Annotated in this window: 24 protein-coding genes; 11 read left to right on the top strand and 13 right to left on the bottom strand. The window is 72.0% G+C overall.

All coding sequences use genetic code 11. The annotated features are described in order from the left end of the window. Positions 1 to 57: 57 nt before the first annotated feature. Positions 58 to 780, bottom strand: a complete 723-nt coding sequence (locus ACQEV2_RS06125; protein WP_433037340.1) for a DNA alkylation repair protein — start codon at positions 778 to 780, stop codon at positions 58 to 60. Between the two features lie 49 nt (positions 781 to 829). Here ACQEV2_RS06125 and ACQEV2_RS06130 point away from each other — a divergent pair, with 49 nt between their 5' ends. Further along, positions 830 to 1,603, top strand: a complete 774-nt coding sequence (locus ACQEV2_RS06130; protein ID WP_433037342.1) for a TVP38/TMEM64 family protein — start codon at positions 830 to 832, stop codon at positions 1,601 to 1,603. Between the two features lie 25 nt (positions 1,604 to 1,628). On the opposite strand, the gene ACQEV2_RS06135 is transcribed toward ACQEV2_RS06130, so the two are convergent. Next, positions 1,629 to 2,798, bottom strand: coding sequence for a thiolase family protein (locus tag ACQEV2_RS06135; RefSeq protein WP_433037344.1), 1,170 nt, complete (start codon positions 2,796 to 2,798; stop codon positions 1,629 to 1,631). A gap of 163 nt (positions 2,799 to 2,961) precedes the next feature. Between ACQEV2_RS06135 and ACQEV2_RS06140 the strand changes: the two genes are divergently transcribed. After that, positions 2,962 to 3,432 carry a winged helix-turn-helix transcriptional regulator gene (locus ACQEV2_RS06140; RefSeq protein ID WP_433037346.1) on the top strand — a complete coding sequence of 157 codons (471 nt, stop codon included), beginning with the start codon at positions 2,962 to 2,964 and terminating at the stop codon, positions 3,430 to 3,432. A gap of 123 nt (positions 3,433 to 3,555) precedes the next feature. On the opposite strand, the gene ACQEV2_RS06145 is transcribed toward ACQEV2_RS06140, so the two are convergent. Both ACQEV2_RS06145 and ACQEV2_RS06150 read right to left on the bottom strand, forming a co-directional pair. Further along, positions 3,556 to 4,482, bottom strand: coding sequence for a PmoA family protein (locus ACQEV2_RS06145; protein ID WP_433037349.1), 927 nt, complete (start codon positions 4,480 to 4,482; stop codon positions 3,556 to 3,558). Then, positions 4,479 to 5,708: a Gfo/Idh/MocA family protein gene (locus ACQEV2_RS06150; protein WP_433037351.1), complete on the bottom strand. Its 1,230-nt coding sequence runs from the start codon at positions 5,706 to 5,708 to the stop codon at positions 4,479 to 4,481. Before ACQEV2_RS06150 ends, ACQEV2_RS06145 begins: the two co-directional genes overlap by 4 nt. Positions 5,709 to 5,998: 290 nt before the next feature. Between ACQEV2_RS06150 and ACQEV2_RS06155 the strand changes: the two genes are divergently transcribed. The 3 genes from ACQEV2_RS06155 (at position 5,999) to ACQEV2_RS06165 (ending at position 7,723) form a co-directional block, all read left to right on the top strand. Then, on the top strand, positions 5,999 to 6,874 hold the full coding sequence (locus ACQEV2_RS06155; RefSeq protein WP_433037353.1) for an undecaprenyl-diphosphate phosphatase: 876 nt from the start codon (positions 5,999 to 6,001) through the stop codon (positions 6,872 to 6,874). 16 nt (positions 6,875 to 6,890) lie between these two features. Next, on the top strand, positions 6,891 to 7,409 hold the full coding sequence (locus ACQEV2_RS06160; RefSeq protein WP_433037356.1) for a DUF1877 family protein: 519 nt from the start codon (positions 6,891 to 6,893) through the stop codon (positions 7,407 to 7,409). A 134-nt stretch (positions 7,410 to 7,543) separates the two neighbouring features. Further along, positions 7,544 to 7,723 (top strand): hypothetical protein, encoded by a 180-nt coding sequence (locus tag ACQEV2_RS06165; protein ID WP_078504336.1) that lies wholly within the window; start codon positions 7,544 to 7,546, stop codon positions 7,721 to 7,723. 63 nt (positions 7,724 to 7,786) lie between these two features. Here the strand turns inward: ACQEV2_RS06165 and ACQEV2_RS06170 are convergent, their stop codons facing one another. Continuing rightward, positions 7,787 to 8,440 (bottom strand): DUF4291 domain-containing protein, encoded by a 654-nt coding sequence (locus ACQEV2_RS06170; RefSeq protein WP_433037359.1) that lies wholly within the window; start codon positions 8,438 to 8,440, stop codon positions 7,787 to 7,789. 60 nt (positions 8,441 to 8,500) lie between these two features. Here ACQEV2_RS06170 and ACQEV2_RS06175 point away from each other — a divergent pair, with 60 nt between their 5' ends. Together ACQEV2_RS06175 and lnt are read left to right on the top strand one after the other, a co-directional pair. Further along, on the top strand, positions 8,501 to 8,986 hold the full coding sequence (locus ACQEV2_RS06175) for a nuclear transport factor 2 family protein (RefSeq protein ID WP_433037361.1): 486 nt from the start codon (positions 8,501 to 8,503) through the stop codon (positions 8,984 to 8,986). A gap of 95 nt (positions 8,987 to 9,081) precedes the next feature. Beyond that, a complete protein-coding gene (gene lnt, locus ACQEV2_RS06180; RefSeq protein ID WP_433037364.1) occupies positions 9,082 to 10,662 on the top strand; it encodes an apolipoprotein N-acyltransferase in 1,581 nt (526 codons plus the stop codon). Here the strand turns inward: lnt and ACQEV2_RS06185 are convergent. Together ACQEV2_RS06185 and ACQEV2_RS06190 are read right to left on the bottom strand one after the other, a co-directional pair. Beyond that, the gene (locus ACQEV2_RS06185) at positions 10,586 to 11,491 is read right to left on the bottom strand and encodes a Gfo/Idh/MocA family protein (protein ID WP_433037367.1); all 906 of its coding nucleotides are present in this window, start codon (positions 11,489 to 11,491) and stop codon (positions 10,586 to 10,588) included. The two genes, lnt and ACQEV2_RS06185, sit on opposite strands and share 77 nt — an antisense overlap. Continuing rightward, the gene (locus ACQEV2_RS06190) at positions 11,463 to 12,746 is read right to left on the bottom strand and encodes an FAD-dependent monooxygenase (protein WP_433037369.1); all 1,284 of its coding nucleotides are present in this window, start codon (positions 12,744 to 12,746) and stop codon (positions 11,463 to 11,465) included. The genes ACQEV2_RS06185 and ACQEV2_RS06190 overlap by 29 nt, the downstream gene beginning before the upstream one ends. A 128-nt stretch (positions 12,747 to 12,874) precedes the next feature. Between ACQEV2_RS06190 and ACQEV2_RS06195 the strand changes: the two genes are divergently transcribed. The 3 genes from ACQEV2_RS06195 (at position 12,875) to ACQEV2_RS06205 (ending at position 14,652) form a co-directional block, all read left to right on the top strand. Further along, positions 12,875 to 13,465: a TetR/AcrR family transcriptional regulator gene (locus ACQEV2_RS06195; RefSeq protein WP_433037372.1), complete on the top strand. Its 591-nt coding sequence runs from the start codon at positions 12,875 to 12,877 to the stop codon at positions 13,463 to 13,465. Between the two features lie 56 nt (positions 13,466 to 13,521). Next, the gene (locus tag ACQEV2_RS06200; protein ID WP_433037375.1) at positions 13,522 to 14,040 is read left to right on the top strand and encodes a DinB family protein; all 519 of its coding nucleotides are present in this window, start codon (positions 13,522 to 13,524) and stop codon (positions 14,038 to 14,040) included. Between the two features lie 111 nt (positions 14,041 to 14,151). Continuing rightward, positions 14,152 to 14,652 carry a hypothetical protein gene (locus ACQEV2_RS06205; protein WP_433037378.1) on the top strand — a complete coding sequence of 167 codons (501 nt, stop codon included), beginning with the start codon at positions 14,152 to 14,154 and terminating at the stop codon, positions 14,650 to 14,652. 135 nt (positions 14,653 to 14,787) lie between these two features. Here ACQEV2_RS06205 and ACQEV2_RS06210 read toward each other — a convergent pair whose 3' ends face one another. From ACQEV2_RS06210 to ACQEV2_RS06235, 6 genes are all read right to left on the bottom strand, one after another. After that, on the bottom strand, positions 14,788 to 15,243 hold the full coding sequence (locus tag ACQEV2_RS06210; RefSeq protein ID WP_433037380.1) for a hypothetical protein: 456 nt from the start codon (positions 15,241 to 15,243) through the stop codon (positions 14,788 to 14,790). A 162-nt stretch (positions 15,244 to 15,405) separates the two neighbouring features. After that, entirely contained in the window at positions 15,406 to 17,022 is a 1,617-nt protein-coding gene (locus ACQEV2_RS06215) for a long-chain-fatty-acid--CoA ligase (RefSeq protein WP_433037383.1), read from the bottom strand. 19 nt (positions 17,023 to 17,041) lie between these two features. Beyond that, positions 17,042 to 18,778 carry an aldehyde dehydrogenase family protein gene (locus ACQEV2_RS06220; RefSeq protein WP_433037386.1) on the bottom strand — a complete coding sequence of 579 codons (1,737 nt, stop codon included), beginning with the start codon at positions 18,776 to 18,778 and terminating at the stop codon, positions 17,042 to 17,044. 289 nt (positions 18,779 to 19,067) lie between these two features. Continuing rightward, positions 19,068 to 20,393, bottom strand: coding sequence for an MFS transporter (locus ACQEV2_RS06225; protein ID WP_433037389.1), 1,326 nt, complete (start codon positions 20,391 to 20,393; stop codon positions 19,068 to 19,070). 90 nt (positions 20,394 to 20,483) lie between these two features. Then, complete coding sequence (locus ACQEV2_RS06230; protein ID WP_433037392.1) at positions 20,484 to 21,407, bottom strand: TauD/TfdA dioxygenase family protein; 924 nt, start codon at positions 21,405 to 21,407, stop codon at positions 20,484 to 20,486. A gap of 179 nt (positions 21,408 to 21,586) precedes the next feature. After that, a complete protein-coding gene (locus ACQEV2_RS06235; RefSeq protein WP_433037395.1) occupies positions 21,587 to 22,189 on the bottom strand; it encodes a TetR/AcrR family transcriptional regulator in 603 nt (200 codons plus the stop codon). Between the two features lie 592 nt (positions 22,190 to 22,781). Between ACQEV2_RS06235 and ACQEV2_RS06240 the strand changes: the two genes are divergently transcribed. Then, entirely contained in the window at positions 22,782 to 26,585 is a 3,804-nt protein-coding gene (locus ACQEV2_RS06240) for a S8 family serine peptidase (RefSeq protein WP_433037397.1), read from the top strand. Positions 26,586 to 26,621 lie beyond the last annotated feature (36 nt).

A 26,621-nucleotide genomic window follows, 5' to 3' on the forward strand; every position in this document is an offset into this window, starting at 1 on the left:
CGTCGATCATTGCCGACGCTTTGCCCGACGTCGAATGGTTTTTCGCGGTACGGGACTTCAGGCCCCGATGTTCTTCAACGCCTCCCGCACCGACAGCGGCGCGAACCGCCCCCGCTCCCGCTCCAGAAAGTCCCGTACGGCGTCCGGGTCGGTCTTGGCGTACTCGCGCAGGCACCAGCCGATCGCCTTGCGGATGAAGAAGTCGGGGTGCCCGGACTGGCGCAGGCAGTAGGCGAAGAGGCGTGCGGTGTCGGTGCGTTCCTTGTGGCGCAGCTGGTGGAGGAGGGCGGTGCGGGCGACCCACAGATCGTCGTCCGCGATCCAGGCGTCCATGTCGGCCTTGAGCTTCGGATCGGCCGCGACGAGCCCGCCGACCACGTGCGCGGCGAGCGCGTCGACGGTGTCCCACCAGGAGACGGTGGTCACGAGGTGCCGGGCCACCGGAAGGAAGCGGGAGGAGAGGCGCCCCACGTGCCGGCGCAGATAGTCGACGGCGAAGTAGTGGTACTCGCGCTCGGGCAGCTGCCAGCAGCGCAGGGCGACGGCGGTGCAGGCGGCCTCGTCGGGGCGGGGTGTGCCCTGGACGACGGTGCGGGAGAGGACGCGGCGCGCGGGTGTGGGGATGCCGAGGAAGGGGGCAACGTCCTTCATGTACGCCTGGGCGGCGACGGCCCGCTCGGGGTCCGCCGCGGCGGCGTACGTGGTGGTGAGCCGCTCCATGACCGTGTCGGCCAGGGCACTGGACGGAACTTCCAGGGTTCCCTCACCTGTGACGCGCATGAGACGAACCATACGGCGATCACACATCTTTGTCGGTTACTGTCGCCGAATGCCCGATGCCACCACCCGCTCTGGGGGCACCGCAACGGCCTCTCCCCGGGCCGCCGCCACGGAGCTCACCGTCCCCGCGCCGCCGCCCGCCCCCGCGGGCTTCGCAGTGCGCTGCACGAGAGTGCTCCTGTCGCCGTGGTCGCGGCTGTCCCTGCTCGTGGTCCTGCTCGCGGCGGCCGCGTCCTCCGTGCTGCTCTTCGAGCCGCACAAGCTCCTGGCGCACGGCTGGCCGCCACAGGTCGCGGGCCCGGCCGCGGTGGTGTTGTTCGCGGTGGCGTACGGGCTGGTCACGGTGGCGTTCGTGCCGCGGCCGCTGCTGAACCTCGCGGCGGGCGCGCTCTTCGGCTCCGAGTGGGGCATCGGCGCGGCCCTCGCGGGCACCGTGCTGGGGGCCGGGATCGCCTTCGGGCTGGGGCGGCTGCTCGGGCAGGAGGCGCTGCGCCCGCTGCTGCGCGGCCGGTGGCTGAAGGCGGCGGACGGCCAGTTCAGCGAGCACGGTTTCCGCTCGATGCTGGCGGTGCGGCTGTTCCCCGGGGTGCCCTTCTGGGCGGCGAACTACTGCGCCGCCGTCTCCCGCATGGGCTACGTGCCGTTCCTGCTCGCGACGGCGCTCGGGTCGATCCCGAACACCGCCGCGTACGTCGTCGCCGGCGCCCGTGCCTCCGCGCCGACGTCGCCCGCCTTCCTGATCGCGCTGGCCTGCATCGCCGTACCGGCGCTCGCGGGCGTGGTGGTGGCCTGGCGCAAGCGCCACCACCTGCGCCTCAAGTGACCTCTGGGACCCCGTAGAAGACCTTTCAGGCCGCTTCCAGCACCATCGCGTTGGCCAGGCCGCCCGCCTCGCACATCGTCTGCAGGGCATAGCGGGCGCCGCGCTCGCGCATCGCGTGGACCAGGGTCGTCGTCAGACGGGTTCCGCTGGCCCCGAGCGGATGGCCGATCGCGATCGCGCCGCCGTGCACGTTGACCTTGGCGAGGTCGGCGCCGGTCTCCTGCTGCCACGCCAGGACGACGCTGGAGAAGGCCTCGTTGACCTCGAAGAGGTCGATGTCGTCGAGGCTGAGCTGCGCCCTGCGCAGCACCTTCTCGGTCGCGGGGATGACTCCGGTGAGCATCAGCAGCGGGTCGGAGCCGGTGACGGCGAAGCTGTGCAGCCTCGCGAGGGGGCGCAGGCCCAGGCGGGCCGCGGTCTCGCTGGAGGTGATGAGCACGGCGGAGGCGCCGTCGTTGATGGGGCTGGCGTTGCCCGGCGTGACGTTCCACTCGATCTGCGGGAAGCGCTCGGCGAAGGCCGGGTCGTAGTAGGCGGGCTTGAGGCCGGCGAGGATCTCCGGGGTGCTGCCCGGTCGTACGCACTCGTCGCGCGAGACGCCCTCCAGGGGCGCGACCTCGGCGTCGAAGAGGCCCTTGTCCCAGGCCTCGGCCGTCTTGCGGTGCGAGGAGACGGCGAACGCGTCCATCTGCTCGCGCGTGATCGACCACTTGGCGGCGATCAGCTCGGCGCTGATGCCCTGCGGGACGAGGCCCTCCGGGTAGCGCTCGGCGATGCCGGGGCCGAAGGGGTCCTTGCCGGGCGGCACGTTCGACCACATCGGCACCCGGCTCATCGACTCGACCCCGCAGGCGACGACCAGGTCGTACGCGCCGGCGATGACGCCCTGGGCGGCGAAGTGCACGGCCTGCTGGGAGGAACCGCACTGGCGGTCCACGGTGGTCGCCGGGACCGTCTCCGGGAAGCCCGCCGACAGGGCGGCGTAGCGGGTGGTGTTCATGGCCTGCTCGCCGACCTGGTCGACGGTGCCGCCGATGACGTCGTCGATCAGCGCCGGGTCGACGCCGGAGCGCTCGACGAGAGTGCGCAGGGTGTGGGCGAGGAGCTCGACGGGGTGAACGTGTGCCAGGGCGCCGTTCGGCTTGCCCTTGCCTATCGGGGTGCGTACGGCTTCGACGATGACTGCGTCTCGCATGGTGCGGGCCTCCTTGGCCGCCGGGCGATCACCGGCGCGTCGGCCGGTGCGGCGACCGGCGCGATTACCGGTGAGTAGGAAATCTGAACTCACCATAGCCTGCTGAGTTGGAGAATCAAACCCATTGGGTTGGAAAGTCGAACCCTCACCTAGACTGAGCGCCATGGCCGCCACCAAAGACCCGCGCCCCTGTTCCATCGCCGACGCCCTGGCGCTCGTCGGCGAGAAGTACTCCCTGCTCGTCCTGCGCGAGGTGTGCCTCGGCAACGGCCGCTTCGACCAGCTCGTGCGCAACATCGGCGCCCCGCGCGACATCCTGGCCACGCGGCTGCGGCGCCTCGTCGACGCCGGCATCCTGACCAAGCGCACCTACAGCGAGCGCCCGCAGCGCTTCGAGTACCGGCCCACACAGGCGGGGCTGGAGCTGGAGCCGGTCCTGATGACCCTCATGGCGTGGGGCGACCGCCATCTCCGCACGGACGACGACCGCCCCATGGTGATCGAGCACATCTGCGGCAACGAACTCGTCCCGGTCGTCACCTGCCAGGCCTGCGGCAACGCGGTGCACCACGAGGACCTGAAGGCCCACCCCCAGGCGCCCGGATGGACGGTGACGGGGCCGTCGGCCGCGTGAGTCACGCCCTGGCGTCCGTGAGCGCCGGGGCGTCTATGGGCGCCTGAGCGTCTCTGGGCGCCAGGACGTCTCTGGGCGCCAGGACGTCTCTGGGCGCCAGGGCGTCAATGAGCTCCCCGGCTCTCACCAGGGGTGCGTCTCCAGGTACTTGGCGATCTCCTCCCGCTCCCACACCCCGTCGGCCACGACGACCCGGTAGCGGCGGGTGAGGGCGTCGCCGGGCGCCAGCTCCAGTTCGTCGTGGAAGGCCCAGGACGGAGCCACACCCGCGAAGGGCTCGTTGCGTACGAACCAGTGGGCGGGGTGGGCGCCCAGGTCGCCGGCGTGGTCGTTCTCCGGGGCGTGGGCGAAGACGAGGGTCGCGTGGCCGTCGGTGCCGTCGTGCTCGCCGGAGTAGGCCAGCCAGGGTGCCTGTTCGCCCATCAGGGCGGGGCCCTCGGCGTCGGGGGCGATGATCCGGCCGCCCCGGAAGGCGCGAGGGCCGCGCCAGAACAGGCCGGTGTAGCCGGCCATCGCACGCCCCGCGGTGGTGGGGCTGCCGAACCGCAGCGACTCGTCGCGCCGGTTCGTCACGGCGCTCGTCCAGGTCAGGGCCCATGAACCGGACTCCGGCTCGATGTCGTGCACCTCGATCCGGCGCCGCTCGTCGGCCCACAACTCACCGCTGCCGGGGTGCCAGGTCAGCCGCTCGGCGATGACGACACGGTCACCGTCCGAAGAGACCTCGTCGAACGCGACGTGGGCCATCGACCCGACGCGCTCGGGGAGTTCGAGATACCCCTGCCCATGGACGTAGGAATTACCGCCCCACAGATTCGCACCCGACAAATGAGAGGCCGTCAGCGACAGGCCTTTGTGCCAGCGGTGGTCGTTGGGGCGGTAGTCGGTGACGACATCACCGGCGAGGGTCCGCAGTGGGTGGACGTACGGCTTCGGGGCCTCCCATGCGGCCTCCGGCCGGTAGACATACGTGAGCAGTTCGACGCCGGCGGCCGGCTCGGTCACCGTGATGCGGTCGCCGTGCTGGTGCACGACCCGCAGCCCGGTCACGCGGCAGCCTCCTCGCCCGCGAGGGCCCGCTCGCCGTCGGCGGCCCGCTCACCCGCGAGGGGCGCCCAGCCGGGCGCATTCCCGTGCATCGCCGTGTAGAACGGATCGCCAGGGCCGATCTCGCCCGCCTTCACGGTTGCGTCCGTGAACGCCGACTTGTACAGCGCGGCGATCAGCTCCAGACTCGTCCGACCGTCCGCGCCGCTGCTGCGCGGCCGCACCCCCGCGCGCATGCTCGCGACCAGTTCCCGCAGCTGCTCCAGGTGCGAACTGGGCACGTCCGCGCCGAAGTCCTGCCAAGCCGCGGCCTCGGCGGCCGGCACGTCGCGGGCCGGGGTGATGTGCCAGTCGTCGTTGCCGTGGCCGTAGAGGTGGGTGAGTTCGACGGTGGCCCGCTCGCAGTCGATGCGGATGCGGCTGACCTCGTCGGGGCTCAGTACGCTGTTCACGACGGTCGCCATCGCACCGTTCGCGAAACGCACGAGGGCGGTCGAGACGTCCTCCGTCTCCACGTCGTGCACCAGACGGCCGGCCATCGCGCGCACCTCGCTCCACGGTCCGAGAAGGTCGAGCAGCAGATCCATCTGATGGATGCCGTGCCCCATCGCGGGACCGCCGCCTTCGGTCCGCCAGCGACCGCGCCAGGGCACGGCGTAGTAGGCGGTGTCGCGGTACCAGGTGGTCTGGCAGTGGGCGACGAGCGGGCGGCCCATGGCCTGCTCGGCGAGCAGGCGCCGTACGTGCCGGGTGCCCGAGCCGAAACGGTGCTGGAAGACGATCGAGGCGTAGGGCCCGCCGTCCCCGCCCTCCTCCGCCTCGACCGCGTCGAAGTCCGCGAGGCTCGGCACCGGCGGCTTCTCGCACCACACCCAGGCACCGGCGCGCAGCGCGGCGACGGTCTGGTCGCGGTGCAGGGTGGGCGGGGTGCAGATGGTGACCAGGTCGGGCCGCTGCTCCTGGAGCATCCGGTCCAGGTCGGTACCGGCGCGGGGTGTCCCGGCCCCGGCCTCGTCCACGAGCGCGCAGAAGCCCGCGGCGGACTCCGCGCCGACGTCGACGGCGGCCACGAGCTCCGTCTCGCCCTCCTCGGCGAGCCTGGCCAGCGCGGGCAGATGGGAGTCGCGTGCGATGGCGCCGGTGCCGATCACGGCGACCCTGATGCGGCGGCCGGTGAGCGGGGCGGGCCGGGAGCGGTTCGGCTCGGGAGCGGTCTCGGATGCGGTCATGGATGTGATCGGACTCCTCCGGGACGCGGGCACGAGCAGGCGCGGGCGCAAGCGGAACGAAGACAGCAAGCGCTTTCAGCCCGCAGCAACGTAAGCGGCGGCCCCTGTGCAGGTCAACACCGGTATGGCCGGGATCGGCGGGCCCCGTCGGCGGGCCCCCACCGAACCCCTGTGCCGGAGCTGTCGGCGCGGGACGCTACGCTGCCCCTCGACACTCGCGATCACTGCGCCGCCGACGCGGTTGTCCCCCTCATCCCTTACCACGATCAGCACTTGGACTCCGTAACTTCATGTCTTGGTTTGAATCGCTCATCCTCGGACTCGTCCAGGGGCTGACCGAGTTCCTCCCCGTCTCCTCCAGCGCGCATCTGCGGCTGACCGCGGCGTTCTCGGGCTGGGAGGACCCGGGTGCGGCCTTCACGGCGATCACCCAGATCGGCACGGAGACCGCGGTGCTGATCTACTTCCGCAAGGACATCGGGCGGATCATCTCGGCGTGGCTGCGGTCGCTGACCAGCAAGGAGATGCGGCGGGACCACGACGCGCAGATGGGCTGGCTGGTGATCGTCGGCTCGATCCCGATCGGCGTGCTGGGCCTGACGCTCAAGGACCAGATCGAGGGCCCCTTCCGCGACCTGCGGATCACGGCGACGATGCTGATCGTCGTGGGCATCATCATCGGCGTCGCCGACCGGCTGGCGGCCCGCGACGAGACGGGCGGGCGGCACCGCGCCGCCAAGCAGCGCAAGGGGCTCGAGAGCCTGAACGTGAAGGACGGCCTGATCTTCGGCCTGTGCCAGTCCGCGGCGCTCATCCCCGGCGTCTCCCGCTCCGGCGCCACCATCAGCGGCGGCCTCTTCATGGGCTACCAGCGCGAGGCCGCGGCCCGCTACTCCTTCCTCCTCGCGATCCCGGCCGTCCTCGCCTCCGGCCTCTTCGAGCTCAAGGACGCGATGGAGAGCGACCACGTCTCCTGGGGGCCGACGATCTTCGCCACGGTGATCGCCTTCGCGTCCGGTTACGCGGTCATCGCCTGGTTCATGAAGTTCATCTCCACCAAGAGCTTCATGCCGTTCGTCTGGTACCGCATCGCCCTCGGCATCGTCATCATCGTCCTGGTGGCGGTCGGCGCCCTCAGCCCGCATGCGGCGGAGTCGGCGGGCTGACCGCACCGAACCCCGCATGGCCCTCACCCAGCAGTTCGCCCGTGTGACTCCGGAGTACCTGGAGCACTGCCGCTCCTCGGCCCTCGACTCGCCGGGGGCGTCGCCCGGTTGGGATCCGCCACCCGGCGATCTTCTCGACACGGACTGGGCGGTGTGGGGCCTGATCTGGTACTGCCGCTCCACGGGTGCGGACGTGGACCTGATCGCGTTGCTCGACCGGGCGGTCTCTGGAGACCCCGGCGGGGACATCGGTTTCCTGGACCACGACGAGGTGTACGACGGCTTCGACGACCCGCCCCGACTCCTCACCCCCGCCGCCGTGGCAGAGCTTGCCCGCGACCTCGACGCCGTCGACCTCGACATCGTCCTGGCGGACTTGCCGACCGCCACCGCGGACGCGGCCGCCGCCTGCGGGTTCGACGGCGGGTTCCGCGGTGACGTACGGGGTTATCTCGTGGGGCATTTCACCGCCATGCGGGAGTTCTACGGCGGGGCAGCACGGCGAGGGCAATGCGTCGTCGTCTGGACCGACTGAGCGTCCGGGTTGCTGACCGGCCAGTCAGTACGAGCGCCCGCGACACGCCCCCAGCGAAACCCGTGACCAATCACATACGTTGTGCGTAGCCGTTCGGTAGCGCACCGTCAGTCTTTGCCCCTAGGCTTGTCCGCATGTCCCCCCATTCCTTAGGCCCTGGTTCCGTGCGGTCTGCTGCCGAGGTGAACGAGGAGATACGCGCCCTGTGGCTGCGCGCGGGCGGCTCGCTGTCGGCTCAGGAGCGCGCGGAGTACGAGCTGTTGGTGGTCGAGTGGGCGGCCGCCATCCGTGGTGAGGTCATCGAGGCGGCGTGAGGCCGCACACCGATGTGGTCCCCGTTTCGCGCTGCGCCGTCCCCGTTTGACGCTTCGCCGTCTCTAGCCCCGTAGGTGAGCGACGGCATCCTCCTCCAGTGGATACGGCCGCTCCTGAGGCAACAGCCGGGCGGCACGCTCCAGTTGACCCGCCCGCACGCACGCGTGGATCTCCCTGGCGAGCGGCGTCACGTCCTCGATGCCGACGATCCACTCGTCCGCGTACCGGACGGCCGCCTCGCCGGCGAGCCCCAACTGCAGGGACCGGTACGGCAAGGGGTTGAGGTGCAGATCGCGCTCCGGATCCCACTGCACGCGCGCTGGCGCCGCCTTCAACTGCCGCTTCCAGGACCCCTGGTCGCCGTGCAGGACGGGGACGTAGTGCGACAGGCACGCATTGCGCAGCGCCCACAGGAAACCGTCGCGGCTGATCTCGACGGCGAGGACGGTCTCCTGACCTTCCTTCGTCGCCCAGCCGCAGCGGTACATCATCCAGAGGAACGACGGCTTGATCCACGTCATGCGCTCGCGGCTCCAGGAGGACGGGAAGCAGCCGTCGCGGGCCGCGGCCCGGCCTATCCCGGGCCGGTAGGCCTGGTAGACGGTGACCGTGGACTCGGTGTGGTGTGCACGTACGCGGAACCGGGGTTCCTGCTGGACGGACTGGTCGTTCTGTTCGTTCACGGGGACAGCCTCGCTGTCGGCTCCACCCGACATCCACCGAATATCGCTGCACGCCCTCTTGGCTCGGCCCACCTCATGCTCAACACTGAGCCGATGACGCAGCGTGTGGAACTCGCCACCCTGAGGGACCGCCTCGCGGTCGACGAGATCGTCACCGACTATGCGGTGGCCGTGGACGACGGCGACTGGGCGGCGTACCGGAGTCTGTTCACACCGGGCGGTCGTGCGGACTACCGCTCGGCCGGCGGCATCGAGGGGGACGCCGGAAGGGTCGCCGCGTGGCTCGCGGAGAGCATGCGCCTGTTCTCGATGCGGCAGCATCTCATCGTCAACCGCCGGGTTCGCTTCGGGATCCTGGAGCAGGACACCGGCGACACGGCCCGGGTCCAGGCCGACTACGTCAATCCGATGCGGTTCGCCGAGAACGGCGAGCAATCCTCCGCCCCCGACTTCGTGTGCGGCGGCCGGTACTCCTTCGGGCTGCTGCGGACGTACGACGGCTGGCGGCTGCGCGAGGTGGTCGTGGCGGAGAAGTGGCGCCGCCTGCCCGAACCGACCGCCCCGGCCATGGTCGACTGAACCGCCCCGGACATGATCGAGTGAGCGGACGCCCACTGTCCCACTGTCAGTGCCGGCGAGCACACTGGAGAGACCACGGGGTAGGGAGATACCGCATGAAGACGAACAGCCACTGGCTCGCCTCGCCGTGGCGGCGCTCGACCGCCGCCGCGCTGGCCGGTGCGCTGCCCGTGCTCGCGTTCCCCGAGCCGTCGTGGTGGTGGTTCGCGTACGTCGCGCTGGTCCCGTGGATCGCGCTGCTCCGCACCGCGCCGACCGGGAAACGGGCGCTGTACGACGGCTGGTGGGGCGGCTTCGGCTTCATGCTGGCGATGCACCACTGGCTGCTGCCGAACCTGCATGTGTTCACGTTCGTCCTCGCCGCCCTGCTCGGCGCGCTGTGGGCCCCGTGGGGCTGGCTGGTGCGCCGCTTCCTGACCGGGACCCCCTCCACGGGCCGGGTCGCGGGGGCCCTTGTCGTCCTGCCGGCGGGCTGGCTGCTGATCGAACTCGTCCGCTCCTGGCAGGGGCTCGGCGGGCCGTGGGGCGTGCTGGGTTCCAGTCAGTGGGAGGTGGAGCCCGCGCTGCGGCTCGCGTCGGTGGGCGGCGTCTGGCTGATCAGCTTCCTGGTCGTGGCCGTCAATGTCGCGGTCGCCGTGCTGGTGGCCGTGCGGACGTCCCGGACACCCGCCGTGGCCGGTCTGCTCGCCACGGCCGTCGCTACCTCGGCCACATGGATGTGGTCCCCGCGTCCCGATGTCGACGACCGGGTCCGGATCGCCGTCGTCCAGCCCGGCGTGATCCACGGCGCCGGCAGCGCCGACCGGCGTTTCGACCGGGAGGAGCAGCTCACCCGCGAGCTGGCCGGCCAGGACGTCGACCTCATCGTCTGGGGCGAGAGCAGCGTCGGCTTCGACCTGCGCGACCGGCCCGACTTCGCGCGGCGGCTCGCCGCACTGTCGCGCGAGACGGGGGCGAACATCCTGGTCAACGTGGACGCGCGGCGCTCCGACAAACCCGGCATCTACAAGAGCTCGATCCTGGCCGGCCCGGACGGCCCGACCGGCGCCCGCTACGACAAGATGCGGCTGGTCCCCTTCGGTGAGTACATACCGGCCCGCTCGCTGCTCGGCTGGGCGACCTCCGTCGGCGAGGCGGCGGCCGAGGACCGCAGGCAGGGCACGCAGCAGGTCGTGATGGACGCCGGTCACGGGCTGCGCATCGGCCCGATGGTCTGCTTCGAGTCGGCGTTCTCCGACATGAGCCGCAACCTGGTCGACGACGGCGCCGAGGTGCTGATCGCCCAGTCGGCGACCTCGACGTTCCAGCAGAGCTGGGCGCCCGAGCAGCACGCCTCCTTGGCCGCGCTGCGTGCCGCCGAGACCGGCCGGCCCATGGTGCACGCGACGCTGACCGGCGTCTCGGCCGTGTACGGCCCGAGCGGGGAGCGCATCGGTTCCTGGCTGGCCACGAGCGCGCGCACGAGCGCCGTCTATGAGGTGCCGCTGGCCGACGGCACCACGCCGTACGTCCGCTTCGGCGAGTGGCCGGTGTACACGGCACTGCTGATCATGGCGGCATGGTGCGCGAGCGAGGGCATCCGGACCCTGCGGCCGCGGCTCAGGCGACGCGATCCTGAACCGCGCGTACGACCCGCTCGCACAACTCATGAGTCGCCAGCGCGTCCCGGGCGCTGAGCACCTTGCCCGCGCGCACGGCGTCGAGGAAGGCCAGCACCGCCTGCTCGATGCCGCGCTGCCGGGCCACCGGCACCCAGTCCCCGCGCCGCCGGACGGTCGGCTGGCCCTTGTGGTCGACGACCTCGGCGAGGTTGAGGACCTGACGCTTGGTGTCCTGCCCGGACACCTCGAGGATCTCCTCGGCCGAGCCGCTGAGCCGGTTCATCACGCCGAGCGCGGTGAAGCCGTCCCCGGCGAGCTGCAGCACGACGTGGTGCAGCAGGCCGCCCTCTACACGGGCGCGCACGGTCACGTCGTCGACGGGGCCCGGCACCAGGAAGCGCAGCGTGTCCACGACGTGGATGAAGTCGTCCAGGATCATCGAGCGCGGCTCCTCCGGCAGCCCGATCCGGTTCTTCTGCATCAGGATCAGCTCGCGCGGATGGTCGGCGCACTGCACATAGCCGGGGGCGTACCGCCGGTTGAAGCCGACAACGAGGCTCACGTCGCGCCGCTCGGCGAGTGCCACCAGCCGCTCGGATTCGGTGAGGCGATAGGCGAGCGGCTTGTCGACATAGGTCGGCACGCCCGCCTCCAGCAGCCGGGTCACGATCTCCGGGTGCGCCACGGTGGGCGCGTGCACGAAAGCGGCGTCGAGGCCCTGGGCGAGGAGCGAGTCGAGGTCCTCGTGCCGCTGCTGCGGCGCAAGGTGGAGGCTGTCGGCGACCCGGCCGAGCGTCGCGGGCGTACGGGTCTGCAGATGCAGTGCTACGCCGGGCTGGAAGGCGAGCACCGGAAGGTAGGCCTTCTGCGCGATGTCACCGAGTCCGATGCAGCCGACCTTCACGGTTGTTCTCCTCCAAGGGTTGCCCGCCGGTCCAAGGGCTGCCGGCCGGGGTCTTCCCGGCAGCATACGGCGCCTGCGGCGGCCGCCAGTCGGCGATGCCCTCGAAGCTCCGCAGGAACAGCAGGGGCGCCGCCTTGGACAGCGCGGCCAGCGCCGTGTTCCGTACGGCGATCCCGGCGCGGCTGGTCATCATGTTGAGGCGGCCGATCCTGACGGCCTGGCGGGCGATGGTGGTCGTACGCGGAAGGCGGGCCGCCGTGTAGGCGGCGAGGCCGTCGCAGACGGGGTTCCCGTCCGCACGCGCCGAGCCGGGAGCTTGGGTGAGGGCGAGGACGATCGCGTCCTCGATGGCCTGGTTGCCGCCCTGCCCCAGCGTCGGCGGCATGGCGTGCGCCGCATCTCCGACCAGGGCGACCCGGCCCCGGTGGTAGGCGGGCAGCGGGTCGGCGATGTGGTGGACGTCGTGCCGCAGGACGTCCTCGGGGCGGGCGGCGGCGAGGATCGCGGGGATCGGGTCGTGCCAGTCGCCGTAGCGGCGCAGCAACTCGGCCTTCTCGTCGTCGGGCGCGCGCTGTCCGGCGGGCGTGAGCGCGGCGGCGTACGCGTAGACCCTGCCGTCCTTGAGCGGGTGCGAACCCCAGATGCGGCCCCGGCCCCAGCTCTCGTGCGAGGCGAACTCCACGCCGGGCACCGGGATGACGACCCGCCAGGTGGTGAAACCGGAGTAGACGGTCCCCGGGTGCTCCGGGAACAGGACACGCCGTACGGCGGACTGGATGCCGTCGGCGGCCACCACGAGGTCGGCCTCCAGTTCGCCGTCCGGGGTGCTCACGCGCGCGGGTCGGTCGGTGTCACCCGGGTCGGCCATCGCCGCGTCGATGCCCGTGCGGAGGGCCTGCGGCGGGAGTTGTGCGGCGAGGCTGTTGATGAGGGTGGCCCGGTGCAGCAGGACGAGAGGCCCGCCGAAGCGTGCGGCCACGGCGTCGGCGTCCGTGCGGGAGAGCCAGCGCCCGGACGGGGTGCGCAGTCCCCCGTCGCCCTGCCAGGCCGCAAGGTCGCGGATCTCGTCGCCGAGCCCGAGGACGTCCAGTGCGCGCAGGGAGTTGGGCGCGAGGGAGATCGCCGCGCCGACCGGCTCCAGGGACGGGGCCCGCTCCAGCACGGTGACGTCCCAGCCGTCTCGGTGCAGTGCGGCCGCCGCGGTGAGGCCGCCGATGCCGCCGCCGATCACGACGGCCCGCCTGGACTGTGCCATGGCTCCTCCTCCTATCGGATCCCCCTGCAGGTCGGATCCCCCTGCAGGCGACTGGATCTAACTACAGATGTAGTGAAGCAGTGCCTCGACCGTACTACAGACGTAGTGTCGCGGGTAGGTTGATCTCCATGTCCGAACGCACCGCCGTCGGCTCCCGCGCCGATCTCGTCGCCGACACCGCCCTCGCCCTGCTCGCGGAGCGCGGCATGCGCGGGCTCACGCACCGGGCGGTCGACGAGGCGGCCGGGCTCCCCCAGGGCTCCACGTCGAACGTCGCCCGCACCCGCCAGGCGCTGCTGGAGCTGGCGGTGCGGCGGCTCGCCGACCGCGAGGCGCGCGTCCTGGCGCTGGACGAGATGCCGGACCCGCGCGACGGCCTCGACTCACTCGTGCACGGCCTGGCCCTGGCGACGCACCGCGCCCTGACCCGCGGCCGCGAACTGACCCTCGCCCGCTACGAGCTGGCCTTGGAGGCCACGCGCCGCCCCGAGCTGCGCGCCTACTTCGACGCCACGGGCGCCCGCTTCCGCGACCAGCTCACCGCCCTTGTCACGGCGATGGGCTCGACCGACCCGGCCAGGCATGTGCTGTCCCTGGTCGCCTGGGCTGACGGGCTGATGTTCAGCTGCGTGGCGGGGTCCTACAGCGCGGAGGTGCCGAGCCTGGAGGAGGTCCGGGCGGGGCTGCGCGAACTGCTCGTCGGGATGTCCGGCCAGTGAGCCGGCGACCGGGAAAACTCCTCGTGATCGGGCCCGAGTTGAGCAAGGATGCGGGCATGACGACCGACACCGAACGCCATGAGCCCGCCACCACCGCCGACGAGCGCACGATGCTGGAGGGCTGGCTGGACTACCACCGGCAGACCCTCGCCTGGAAGTGCGAGGGCCTGACCGACGCCCAGCTCAGGACCGCTTCCGTGGAGCCGTCCGAGCTGTCCCTGATGGGGTTGGTTCGGCACATGGCGGAGGTGGAGCGGGGCTGGTTCCGCAAGGTGCTCGCGGCCGAGGACGCCGGCCCGATCTACTACACCGACGAGGACCCGGACGGCGAGTTCCACCTCTCCGAGTCGGACACCTGGGAGGAGGCGTACGCCACCTGGCAGTCCGAGATCGAGGTCGCCCGGCGCAACGCGGCCCGCTTCGGCCTCGACGACCTCTCCGAGGGGAAACACCGGCGGACCGGCGAGCAGTTCAACCTGCGCTGGATCTACACCCACATGATCGAGGAGTACGCCCGTCACAACGGCCACGCCGACCTGATCCGCGAGCGCGTCGACGGCGCCACCGGCGACTGACGTCAGCCGCGGCGGGCGGCGCCGCCCGTACGAGGTCAGAGATCACCCGTGTGGATCAACCTCTGCTGGTCCGCTGTCCCAACGGCCGCCGGAACCAGCAGAGTTGCGCGCGTGCATCGAACGACGACCACCGCAACGCTCCTGGTCACCGTGGCCGTCTCGGCCCTCTCCGGCTGTGTGACGGTCCAGCAGGCACCGCCGCCCGGCCCACCGCCGCCGTCCCAGCCGCCGGCGCCGCCCCCACCGAGCGGGCCGGCGGAACGGCCGGTCGTGCAGGCACCGGCCCAGGAGGCCCTGACCCTCATCGCCCCGTCCCGCCGCCCGAACCCCACGCCGTCCACCGCACACTCCACGCCCCGCCCCACCCTGCCACCGGCACCCGAGCCCCCGGCGCGGCGCGCCCACCCGCACTCCCGTCCCGGGCACCACGAAGCCCGCCGTCCGGCCGCCGGCGTCCCGAAGCAGCCGCCGGTGAAGGTCCCCGACGTGCCGCGGCCGATCCGCCCCGACTCCCCGAAGAACGCGGACGTCTGCGCGCTGGGCAGGCAGTACGGCGGCTGGAAGGCGGACAGCCCGGAGTCGAAGATCTGCGATCAGGCGTACGGGCGCTGAGGCGTAGGGCGGGGGCTGAGGCGTAGGGCGGGGGCTGAGGCGTAGGGCGGGGGTGGGCCGGGGAGCTGGGTCCATGTGTATCCCTGCGAGCCGACCAGCCCCCACACCGGGCAATCGAAAAACAACCCGCTGCCCCTACACCCCCTCCCCCAGCCACGCCTCCAACCGCCGAATCTCCGCCCGCACCCCGTCCCCGTACCGGTCGTCCCCCAGCACCCCCGCCGCCCCGCGCGCCCGCCGCAGATGCACACGCGCGGCCTCCGCGCGGTCGAGCTTCACATAGTCGGCGGCCAGATTCAGATGCAGCGAGGGATACAGCGCCCGCACGGCAACCGCCCCACTGGCACTCTCGGCCTCCGTCAGGGCCCGCAGATCCCACGCCAGCTCGTCCGAGGGGTCGTCCTGCGTGTCCGCGAGGTAGTGCGCGAGGGTGCACCGGTGCAGTGGGTCGCCGTCCTCGCCGAGCTCCGTCCACAGGTCCAGCAACCGGCGCCGGGCCTCCTCCCGGTCACCCGCATGATGGAGGATCACGACCTGCCCGATCCGCGTCAGCACCGCATCGGGCGCCGCCTGCTCCTGTTGCTCCGCCACCGCGTCCTCCGGACCCTCGTCGGATGATCCCTTCGACGCTAACGGCCTCCCGCGGCGATCCGGGGCAGGCGGCTCCGTACGGCACCGGGCCGGTCCGGCGAAGGACCGGCCCGGTGGGGCGTACACCGCCGCGCGGAAGTGCCTCCCCGGTGCCCTTTCGGCTCAGTGGCCGACAGCCGGCGCGCCCGCGGTGCGCAGTTCCCGCTTGAGGATCTTGCCGGTGGCGTTGGTGGGCAGGGCGGCGCAGAACTCCACCAGGCGCGGGTACTTGTAGCTCGCCATCGTCGCCCGGCACCAGGCGACGAGCTCCTCCTCCGAGATCTCCGCGTCCGGAACGAGCACCACACACGCCTTGATCTCCTCGCCGTGGCTGTCGTGGGGCACGCCGATCACGGCCGCCATGCTCACGGCGGGATGGGTCAGCAGCACCTCCTCGACCTCCCTCGGGTACACGTTGAAGCCACCGCGGATGATCAGGTCCTTCGCGCGGTCGACGATGTAGTACCAGCCGTCGCTGTCGCGGCGGGCCAGATCTCCCGTGCGGAACCAGCCGTCGCGCAGGACCTCCGCGGTCGCCTCCGGCCGGTTGAGGTAGCCCTTCATCACGTTGTGCCCGCGGATGACGATCTCGCCGATCGCGTCCGGGCCCTCGACCGGGGATCCGTCGTCGTCGATCAGGTCCACTTCCACGCCCCACACCGGGCGGCCGATGGAGCCCGGGCGTGGCTTCTCGCCGTGCGGGGAAAACGTGGCCACGGGGCTGGTCTCCGACAGGCCGTAGCCTTCCAGGACGGTGATGCCGAAGCGCTCGTCGAAGCGGCGGTGGATCTCGACCGGCAGCGCCGCCCCCGCCGAGACGGCGAAGCGCAGGTTCTCCGCGATCCGCGGCAGGTGCACGCCGGGCGCCTCGTCCCGGAGCAGGGCCCAGTACATGGTCGGCACACCGGCGAAGATCGTGACCGAGTGCCGCTCCATCAGGGTGAGCGCCGAGTGCGCGTCGAACCGCGGGAGCAGCACCAGCGTCGCCCGCGCCGCCAGGCCGGCGTTCATCTGGACGCTCTGGCCGAAGGAGTGGAACAGCGGCAGGGTGACCAGGTGCACATCGTGCTCCGCCTGCCCGGCCGCACCGAAGAGCTGTTGGCAGGTCAGGGCGTTGAGCGTCATGTTGCCGTGGGTGAGCTCGGCGCCCTTGGGCCGGCCGGTGGTGCCGGAGGTGTAGAGGATGACCGCGGTGTCGCCCGCGTCGGTGAGGACCGTCTCGAAGTCCGAGCTGTGCCCAACCAGGGCCGCGGTCAGCGTCTCCGCGCCCGCGAGCGGCGAGTCGGTAGTGGCAGCGGCGGTCAGCAGGAAGAAGTGCTCGCAGCCGTCGCTGGTACCGAAACCGTCCCAGCCCTCCTGACCCGTCGGCAGTTCGGGGGTGCCTTCGAAGCAGAAGTAGGCCTTGGCACCGGAGTCGGTCAGGTGGTAGGCGACCTCCCGGCTCTTGAGCAGGACGTTGAGCGGGACGACGACGGCGCCGGCCTTCAGGATCCCGTAGTAGACGATCGGGAACCAGGGCAGGTTCGGGCAGGACAGCGCCACCTTGTCGCCGGGCCGGATGCCCCGGGAGTGCAGCAGGCCGGCCACGCGGCGTGCGGCGGTGTCCAGTTCGGCGTAGGTCAGCCGCTGGTCGCCGAGGATGATCGCGGTGCGGTCGGGCACGGCGCGGGCGCTGCTTTCGAGCATGACGGCGAGGTTCAGCAAGGGAGTCTCCCGGAAGAGGGTGGGTGGGGCGCTCATGGCCCCGAGTTCTGGTGGATCAGCCGCGCAGGGCGGACGCGAAGAGGGCCGGCAGTTTCCGCACGCTCGGCTCGGCGGTGAAGCGGACGAGCCGTTCGACGGTGGTCAGGGCCGTGCGGTTGGTGACGAAGTACGGCGGCCGGGGGGACAGTGACGTCTGCCCTGCCGCCAGGCCGCGCGGCGCCGGTGCGAAGGGAGCGCGCAGCACGGTCTTCTCGACGTCCTCGAGCATGAACGCGTTGTGCACGAACCCGATGCCGCTGCCGATGGCGTGACGGGTGTTGCCGGGGAAGGCGCCCCAGGGGGTGTAGCCGAGCAGGAAGCCGACGGCCGACCAGCAGTTGACGCCCACGGTGCCGTAGCGCAGGGCGGCGACGGCCGAGTCGAGCGTCGTCCGTTCGGTGCGCGCGGTCCGGGGGTGGACGAGCAGGGTGGCGCCGAGGCTGCCGGGGAGCACGTCGTTGGCGAAGTCGACGGCGCGGTGCAGAAATTCACCGGTGGTCGAGCCGGGAAGCCGTACGACGCCCAGGGCGCTGGCGAAGACCTCGGTGGTGATCAGGACGTCGTCGTGGTCGGCGATGTCGGGTACGAGGAACCGGCAGCCGTCGCCGTAGGTCTCCGCTGCCGGGTGTGCCGCGCGGACGGCGGCGAGCCGGCGGTCGGCGCCGGGGTAGTAGTCGGTGCGCGGGGGCAGTGCCCGCAGCACGCGCCGTATCTCGTCCAGGAGCCGCTCCGTGCCGTCCCAGTCGCGGGGTACGACCAGGACCTGGCTGGCGATGCAGTTGTGCCCGGAGTTGTTCATCTTGCTGCTGACGATGTGCTCGGCCTGGAACCGGAAGTCGGCGTCGCTCCAGGGTCCGGGCGTCACGATGCACGGGCTGACACCGCCCAGTTCGCTGCTGAAGGGCTTGGCGACCAGGGGCCGGTCCGCCCGCCGCCGTCGGACGGCGTCGTCGCCGGTGCCCCAGACGATGGCGTCGTGGGTGCGCTCGCTGCCGGTGACGTGGATGCTGTCGACGCCCTCGTGGCGCGTGAGATAGGCGCCCTCGGCGGCGCCGCCGTCGACGAAGCGGACCCAGTCGCGCTCGATGAAGTCGGCGAAGACCTGCTCGAAGTGGGGGCGCAGGTAGGCGTTGACGGGGTTCATCTTGGCGATGACGACCTCGCCCTCGACGTAGAGCTTGTGCAGGATGTCGAGCGCCGTGATGGCGGCGACGTTGCCCGCTCCGAGCACCAGCCCCACACCCGGGCGTCCGGGGCGTCCCCGGTACTCCCCCGCCGCACGCTCGCGTACCTGCTCGGGGCCGATGCCCGGACCGATCCACACCTCGGCGGTGTAACCGTTGAGCAGCAGCCTGTCCCATCCGGTGGCCGGAAAGACGTCGACCACCGTGCGGCCGTCCCGGGCGTGCACGGACCGGGCGTCCAGGGGGTCGCGGCCGGCGGCCATGCGCCGCAGGACGTGCAGATGGGCCCTGGTGTTCTGCGCCAGGGCCCACGGCCCGCCCATCCAGTCCTCGGCGGCCCACGGGGAGGCTGCGCCGTAGCCCTTGGCGCTCGCGCCGGCCGCGGCCATGTCGGCGGAGGTGGCGACCACCCGCGGCAGCAGCCGTTCCAGCAGAGCGATACGCCGGGAGAGCGGGGTGGCGGACCAGGCCCCGGCACCGCGCCGGAGGGCGGCGACGGCCCGGTCCAGGGCGGGGGTGTCGAGGGCGGTTGCGTCGGGGACGGTTGCGTCGGGGGCGCTGGAGGTCACGTCGCTCCTTGCGGAAGTCAGGCGTAAGGGAGGGTGGTTGACCGGATCGGGGGGAGGGTGCGCTGCATCCGGTGTGTCAACGGCAGGCGCTCCGTGCAGGGGCGTTACGGGGGCGCTCTGTCCAAGGGCGTTACGGGGGAGCTCTGTCCGGGGTGTTACGAGGAGGCTGTGTCCGGGGTGTTAGGGGCGCTCCGACTGGCGGCGATACGGGGGCGCTCCGCCCGGGGCCTGCACCACGGGCCTGGGCGTCCCGACCGTTCCTCCGGGCCCTGGACGGCGGGCGCAGGTGTCACGCGGACAACGCGGGCGCGTCGCGGTCGGGGTCGATGAGCGTCGCGGCGGCGACTCCGCCGAGCACGAGGAGCGCGCCGGTGAGCAGGACGGCGTAGCGGTAGCCGCCCGTCCCGTGCGTGTCCACGAGGTGCCCGATCAGCGTGGGTGCGATCAGGCCGGCGGTGGTCACGACGGCGTTCATGATGCCCAGGGCTCCGCCCCGCCGGTCCGCGGGCGTCAGCTGGGCGACGGTGGTGACGGCGATGCTGGTCATCGCTCCGGCGGCCCCGAAGCCGACGACCAGGAGCACGACGGTCGCGGCACCGGCCGGCGCGGACGGCAGTGTCAGGCAGGCCGCGGCGCTCAGGAGCAGCAAGGTGCCGCCGACCCGGCCACGGGCCCACCGGCTAGGGGTGCCGCGGCGCAGCAGCCATCCGGTCAAGCCGGCCTGGCCGAGCACCACGACGGCGTTCAGGCCGTAGACGAGCATCAGCACCCGGGCGGACGCGGCTGTCGAGTAGCCCAGCCCCTCGTGCAGATAGGAGGGGAGCCAGACGAGTCCGAACGCGGTGATCCAGTACGCGCCGAAGTAGGCCGTCGTGGCACCGATCCAGGTCCTTGTCGCGAGAATCCGCCGGTACGGTGTCCGGCGCCTCGTCGCTCCGGTCCCGTCGGCGGTCCGGGCGCCGGCATGGGCAGAGGAGGCGTCCGGCGCGCTCCTGGAGCGGCCCTCACCGCCGAGGGGAATCCACAGCAGCGCCCAGACCAGGCCTGCCGCCGCGACCACGGCAAACGCGCGGCGCCAGCCGTACTCGTTCATCACCCAGGTCAGGCCGGGCGCGGCGATGAGCACGCCCAGGGTGGTGCCGAGGACCACCAGCGCGCCCGGCAGATTGCGGCTTCGGTCGGGGAACCACGACATGGCGGTCTGCTGTGCCACGGGGAAGGCGGGACCCTCGGCCGCGCCGAGGAGAACCCGTGAGGCGACGAGCAGGGCCAGTCCTCCCCCGATGGCCAGCGGGGCCTGGGAGACCGACCACAGCAGGGCCATCGCCAGCAGCAGCCACTTGGGGCGGATGCGGTCGGCGAGCAGGCCCACGGCGGCGCCGCAGACCGAGAACAGCAGGAAGAAGGCGCTGTTCGCGAGTCCGAAGGCGGAGGCGGACAGGCCGAGGTCCGCGCGTATCGGTTCGGCGGCCAGGCCCAGCACGGACTTGTCCGCGAAGTTGACCATCATGAAGACGACGAGCAGTGCGGTGACGGTCCAGGCGCGCTGTCGCGGCCCGCTCATGGTTCTTCGGGGGCGGGCGGATGCAGCGGGTACGACGTCGGTGTCGGTCACAGGGTCTCCGCGGAGGACGGGCGGGCGGGGGTGGGGCGGGAAGGGGCGGGGCCGGCTCGTGTCCGGCCCCTTGGGCGGGTGTGGTGCGGGTCAGGAGAGGGGGACGCCCGTGATCGCGATGCGCTCCATGACCCGTCGCTGCGGGTAGTAGTCGTTGATCGCGTAGTGCTGCGTGGCGATGTTGTCCCAGATCGCCACGGAGCCCGGCTGCCAGCGGAAACGCACCTGGTACTCGGGGATGCGCGCCTGCAGCACGAGTTCGTGGAGCAGCTCCCGGCTCTCGTCCTCGGGCAGCCCGAGGATCCGGATGGTGAAGGGCTCGTTGACGTAGAGCAATTTGCGGCCGGTGCGGGGGTGGCGCACGACGACCGGGTGCTCGACGGGCGGCAGCGTCTGCCGGTGCGTGGCGATCTGGTCGGCCGACATCATCGCGCCCCAGCTGTGCACCCAGTCGTGCTCGGCGGTCAGCGGGTCGATGCGCTCCTTCATCTCGCCGGACAGGTTGTCGTAGGCGGCTGCCATGTCGGCCCACATGGTGTCTCCGCCGGCGGGCGGGATGTCGACGGCGCGCAGCACCGAGCCCAGGGCGGGAGCGGCCATGAATGAGTGGTCGCTGTGCCAGATGTTCTTGTTCCCCGCTGCGTTGGCGTCCTTGGCCAGCCGGGACACGCCGACGGTCGCGGTCTTCGGGAAGAACGGGTTCGGCTCCGGGTCCCCCCACACGCGGGCGAGCGCCAGCTGGGACTCGGCGTCGAAGGCATGCTGGTCCCTGAAGAAGATCACCTTCCACTCCAGCAGGGCCCGCTTGAGTTCCTCGGCGAGTTCCTCGTCGAGCGGGGCGGAGAGGTCGACGCCGTCGATCTCGGCCCCGATGTGCGGGGTGAGCGGGTGGATGCCGAGGCGCTGGTAGTCCGCCGACGGCAGACCCGGCCCGGTGCGCTCGAGCACGCGCTTGCCGAAGTGCACCAAGGGCTTGCCGAGAACGGGGGAAGAGGCGGTGACGACGCTGTCCATGAACCCTCCGGGAACGAGGAGCTAATTTCGTTCCTGGCAGTATCGTTATTAGCCGAGGGCGTGGCAAGGGTCCGAGACAAGTCAGGAATCACCAGGCGAGGGCAGCCGGGCCCACCTTCCGGCTGCTCGCGCGTGCACCGGCCGCCCGCCCCGGCGGAGCCGCAGGGCGCCGGCCGGGGTCAGGAAGCCGAGGCGACAGCGCGCGCGACGAGGTCCACGAGGATGTCCACGAGCCGGGAGTCAGGCAGTTCCTGCTCGCCGATCAGGCGGAACAGCAGCGGCGCGGCCACCAGGGTGGCCGCGGCCCGTACGTCGATGTCCGCACGCACATCACCGCGGGCGATACCGCGCTCCAGGATGCGCCGGGTCTCGCTCGTGATCCGCTCGGTGTACCGGGTGTACTGGCCGCGGTCGGCACCCGCCTCGGCCGCCGTACCGATGAGGCCCGCCAGCAGCCGGTCGGAGCCGGGCATCCGGTACGCCTCCAGCCTGGCCATCAGCACGACACGCAACTCGGCCCGGAAATCCCCGAGATCGGGCACCGACAGCACCCCGATGCGACTCTCGGCGGCGGCCATGACCAGATCCTGCTTCGTGGGCCAGCGCCGGTAGATGGCCGGCTTGCTCACCCCGGCCCGGGCCGCGACGGCGTCCATGGTGACCGCCCCCATGCCCTGCTCCGTGACCAGCTCGACGACCGCGTTCAGCACCGCGCCGGTGACCCGCTCCTCCCGCGGCCGCCCCGGTCCCCGCTCCGCCCCACGTGCCTGTGTACCCGCCATACGCCAGAGCCTACGAGCCGGCAGGAGCCGCTCCGGACCAGGGGGGCGGACACACTCCGCAGGCGGGGGCGCCGGCGTCAGGAGCCAGGGCACAGCACGCGGCCCCGGGGCCCAGGACCAGAAGCGCAGGGGCCCACCCCCACACGCCGTAGCCCCAAGACCAGAAGCGCGGGCACACCGCCGCACGCCGGGAGCCCAGGACCCGGCCCGCGACACGCACACCACAGGCCGAAGCCCCAGCACCAGCCCCCGGCGCGCGCCTCCGGCACGGGGCGCGGCCCCCGCCGCCCGGTGGCCGTTTTCCCGTCCGTCTCCCGTCCGTCTCCCGTCCGTCTCCCGTCCGTCTCCCGTCCGTCTCCCGTCCGCCGCGTGCCGCGTTGCCGACGGGCGCCCCGACCCGAGCAGCCAACGCGGCACCAGCCCGGCCCCGCCACCCCGACGGGGACGGGCGGGCGGCCACCAGCGTCTCGTGGGCACGAGCCCCTACGACCCTGCCCGGCGGCGCGACAGCCCCTTGGCGCATGTGCGACTGACGCACTTGTGCCAGCCGGGAGACGTTCCCCGGAGCCGACAGGTCCGATAGGACCCAGGCATGATCACCCTCATACCCCGCCGACGACGCCCGCGGCGCACTCTCGCCGCACTCGTCGCGGCCGTCGCATGTGCGACCTCGATGACCGGCCCGGCGGTCCCGGCGGTCGCGGACAGCACGCCGGGCACCGCCGGACGGCCCGCGAGTGCCTCCCGCACCGGTGCGCAGCACACCGTCACTCTGATCACCGGCGATGTCGTCCGGGTCGTGGACCTCGGCGGCGGAAAGCACACCGTCGACGTCCGGCGGCCGCACGGAGCCGTCGGCGGTGTCCGCAGCGAGTCGGTCGGCGGCGACCTGTACGTCTATCCCGACGAGGCCCTCCCCTACCTTGCCGCGGACCGGATCGACCGGCGGCTGTTCAACGTGACCGGCCTGATCGAGCAGGGCTACGACGACCGGAACAGCAAGGGCCTCCCGCTGATCCTCGGCCACCGTGAGCACGCCTCCAGGGTGCCGTCGTCCCGGGACCTGCCCGAGGGCACCAGCCGGGTGCGGTCGCTGCCCAGCATCGACGCGACCGCCGTCAAGGCGGCCAAGAAGGGGATCCGGCGACTGTGGGAGTCGGTGACTCCCGACGCCGTCCCCGCCACCGCGAACGCGAGCGCGAAGCCTCGACTGGACGACGGCCTGGCGAAGATCTGGCTGGACGGCCGGGTCGAGACACGGCTCAAGGACACCACGACCCAGATCGGCGCCCCGGCCGCCTGGGCGGGCGGCTGGGACGGCAAGGGAGTCGAGGTCGCGGTCCTGGACACCGGCTACGACACCCGGCACCCCGACCTGGCGGGCCGGGTGACCGGGTCCGTCAGCTTCGTGCCGGGTGAGACCGTCGAGGACCGCAACGGCCACGGCACCCACACCGCCTCCACGGTCGGCGGCAGCGGCACCGCCTCCGACGGAGCGGAGAAGGGTGTCGCCCCCGGCGCCGACCTGCTGGTCGGCAAGGTCCTCTCCGACCAGGGGTACGGCGAGGACTCGTGGGTGATCGCCGGCATGGAGTGGGCCGTCGCGCAGGGCGCCGACGTGGTCAGCATGAGCCTCGGCGGCTCCGAACCGACCGACGGCAGCGACCCGATGAGCCAGGCACTGGACCGGCTGAGCGCACAGAGCGGTGCGCTGTTCGTGGTCGCGGCGGGCAACACCGGTTCCGAGGCGATGCTGAGCGCTCCCGGTGCGGCCGACTCCGCGCTGACGGTGGCGGCCGTCGACGGCGAGGACCGTCTCGCGGACTTCTCCACCCGGGGACCCCGCTTCGGTGACTACGCCCTGAAGCCGGACATCGCCGCCCCCGGTGTCGACGTCCTCGCGGCCAGGGCCGGCGGCAGCGCCGACTCCGGCTGGTACCAGGGCATGAGCGGTACGTCGATGGCGACGCCGCACGTCGCCGGGGCCGCCGCGATCCTCGCCCAGGTGCACCCCGACTGGCGCGCCGGGCAGCTCAAGGACGCGCTGATGAGCAGCTCCAAGCCGCTCACCGACCTGACGGCCTATCAGGTCGGCGCGGGCCGGGCCGATGTGGCCGCCTCGGTCGCGGCCACGGTGACGGCCACCGGGTCGGCGTACTTCGGCTTCGACGGCTGGCCGCACGGCGACGAGGCGCCGGTGGAGCGAGCGGTGACGTACCGCAACAGCGGTGACCGGCCGGTGGAGTTGAAGCTCTCGCTGAGCGCGGCCGTCGCCGGCGGCCCGTACGACACGGATCCCGGCGCGGGCTCGGGCTCCCCCGCCCCCGAGGGCATGTTCTCGCTGAACGCCGACACCGTCACGGTGCCCGCGCACGGCGCCACGACGGTCACCGCTGTCGCCCGCCCGCGCCTCGGCGCCGAGGGCCGCCGCTACCTCGGGCAGATCAGCGCGGCCGACCCAAGCGGTGCCGTCCTGGCCCGTACCCAGATCGGGCTGTACCGGGAGGACGCGCGGCACACCCTGGACATCGTCCTCAAGGACCGTGCGGGCGAGCCAGCCCGGGGCTTCGTGCAGTTCCAGCGCTTCGGCGTCGTCGAGGATCCGCAGGTGGTCTTCCTGGACGAGTCGGGCACGGCATCGGTGCGGCTGCGAGCAGGGACGTACAGCGCGCTGAGCCTCCTCGAGGTCCCCGGCAGCCATGGCCCGGACTCGCTCGCCACGGCGCTGCTCGGTGACCCGGAGCTGGTCCTGGACCGCGACCGCGAACTGGTCCTCGACGCGAGCAGGGCCCGTGAGGTCACCGCGGAGGTACCGCGCCGCACCGAGGACCGGATGCTCTACATGAACTGGCACCGCTCCGACGGCGACCTCAGCACCGTGGACATCCAGTACCTGCTCCCTCCCACGCACGACAGCATGTTCGTACTGCCCACCCGCAAGGTGACCACCGGCTCGTTCGAGTACCAGACCCGGTGGCGCAAGGCCCATCCGTTGCTGACCCTCACCCACGACGGCAGACCGGTGCCGGTACTGGGCCAGTCCGGCTCCGCCTTCTACGACGGCCGCGAGCGCCTGGACACGCGGTACGCCGGGACGGGCGCCGCAGCCGACTACGCGGGGAGGGACGTCAAGGGCAAGGCCGTGCTGGTCACCCGCTCCGACGCGCTCACGGGATCCCAGCGGGCCAAGGCCGCCGCCGACGCCGGAGCAGCCCTGCTGATCGTCGTCAACGACCGGCCGGGCAAGCTCATCGAGTGGGTCGCCCCCGACCAGGGCTACAGCGCGGTACCCGTGGTCTCGGTGACCGCACGCGACGGCGCTCCCCTGATCGAGCGGGCAAGGCGCGGCACACTGCGGCTCAACGCCGTGGGTGTGCCCAACTCGCCGTATGTCTACGACTTGGTCGACCCGCACCCGGACCGCATCCCGGCCACCGGCCTAACCTATCGTCCCCGCGCGTCCGAGCTGGCCACGGTCGAGACGCGCTTCCACGGCGACCGCGCGACGCCCAGCGGTGAGTACCGCTGGGACTACCGGCCCTACCGCAGCTACTCCCTGGGCTTCCCACTGCGGATGGACATGCCCGGCACGCGCACCGACTACCTCTCGGCGCAGCCCGGCACCTCCTGGGCCGAGGACGCGATCACCGGCCCCGACCTGGCGCTGGAGTCCAACGGCCCGATCGTCACTTACCGGGCGGGCACCCGGGTGACCAGCGACTGGTTCTCGCCGATCGCGCGCCCGCGCAACGGCGGCGGCTTCTGGTGGTCGGAGCGGCAGCGCGACTTCCTGTCCCTCAACGTCCAGCCCTGGACGGACGGCGGCACCGGTCACGGCGGCTACATGCAGGACTGGGGCAACACGATCGACTTCAAGGTCTACCAGGACGGTGAGTTGGTCAAAACCTCCGCCTGGGCGTCCGCGACGCTCTGGCCGGTTCCGACCGAGCCGTCGACCTACACCCTCGACCTGCGCGCCGAGCGCGACGCGTCCGTGTACCGGCTCTCGCCCCGCACCCACACGGTGTGGCAGGTCAAGTCAGACCCGGTGAACGACCCGCTGCGGATCGACCGGATGGCACTGATGCAGCTCGACTACGGCATCGCCACCGACCTGGCGGGCAACACGCCGGGAGGCCGGCAGACCCTGCGGCTGACCGGAACCCATCTGCCCGGCGCGGCAGGAGCGGGCCGGGTCAAGGACGCCACCCTCTCGGTCTCGTTCGACGACGGCCGTACGTGGCATGCGGTACCGCTCGAGCGGGCGGCCTCCGGCGGCTGGACCGCGCACTTCGACGCCCCGCGCCGCGGCCATGTCTCGCTCAGGGCGAAGACCTGGGACGACAGGGGCAACAGCATCACGCAGGAGGTGACGCGCGCCTACGGACTGAAGTGACCGCGGGTCGCTGCCCGAGGGAAGGTGACCACTCCT

This window comes from Streptomyces sp. CA-251387 (assembly GCF_050936625.1).
GTDB lineage: Bacteria > Actinomycetota > Actinomycetes > Streptomycetales > Streptomycetaceae > Streptomyces.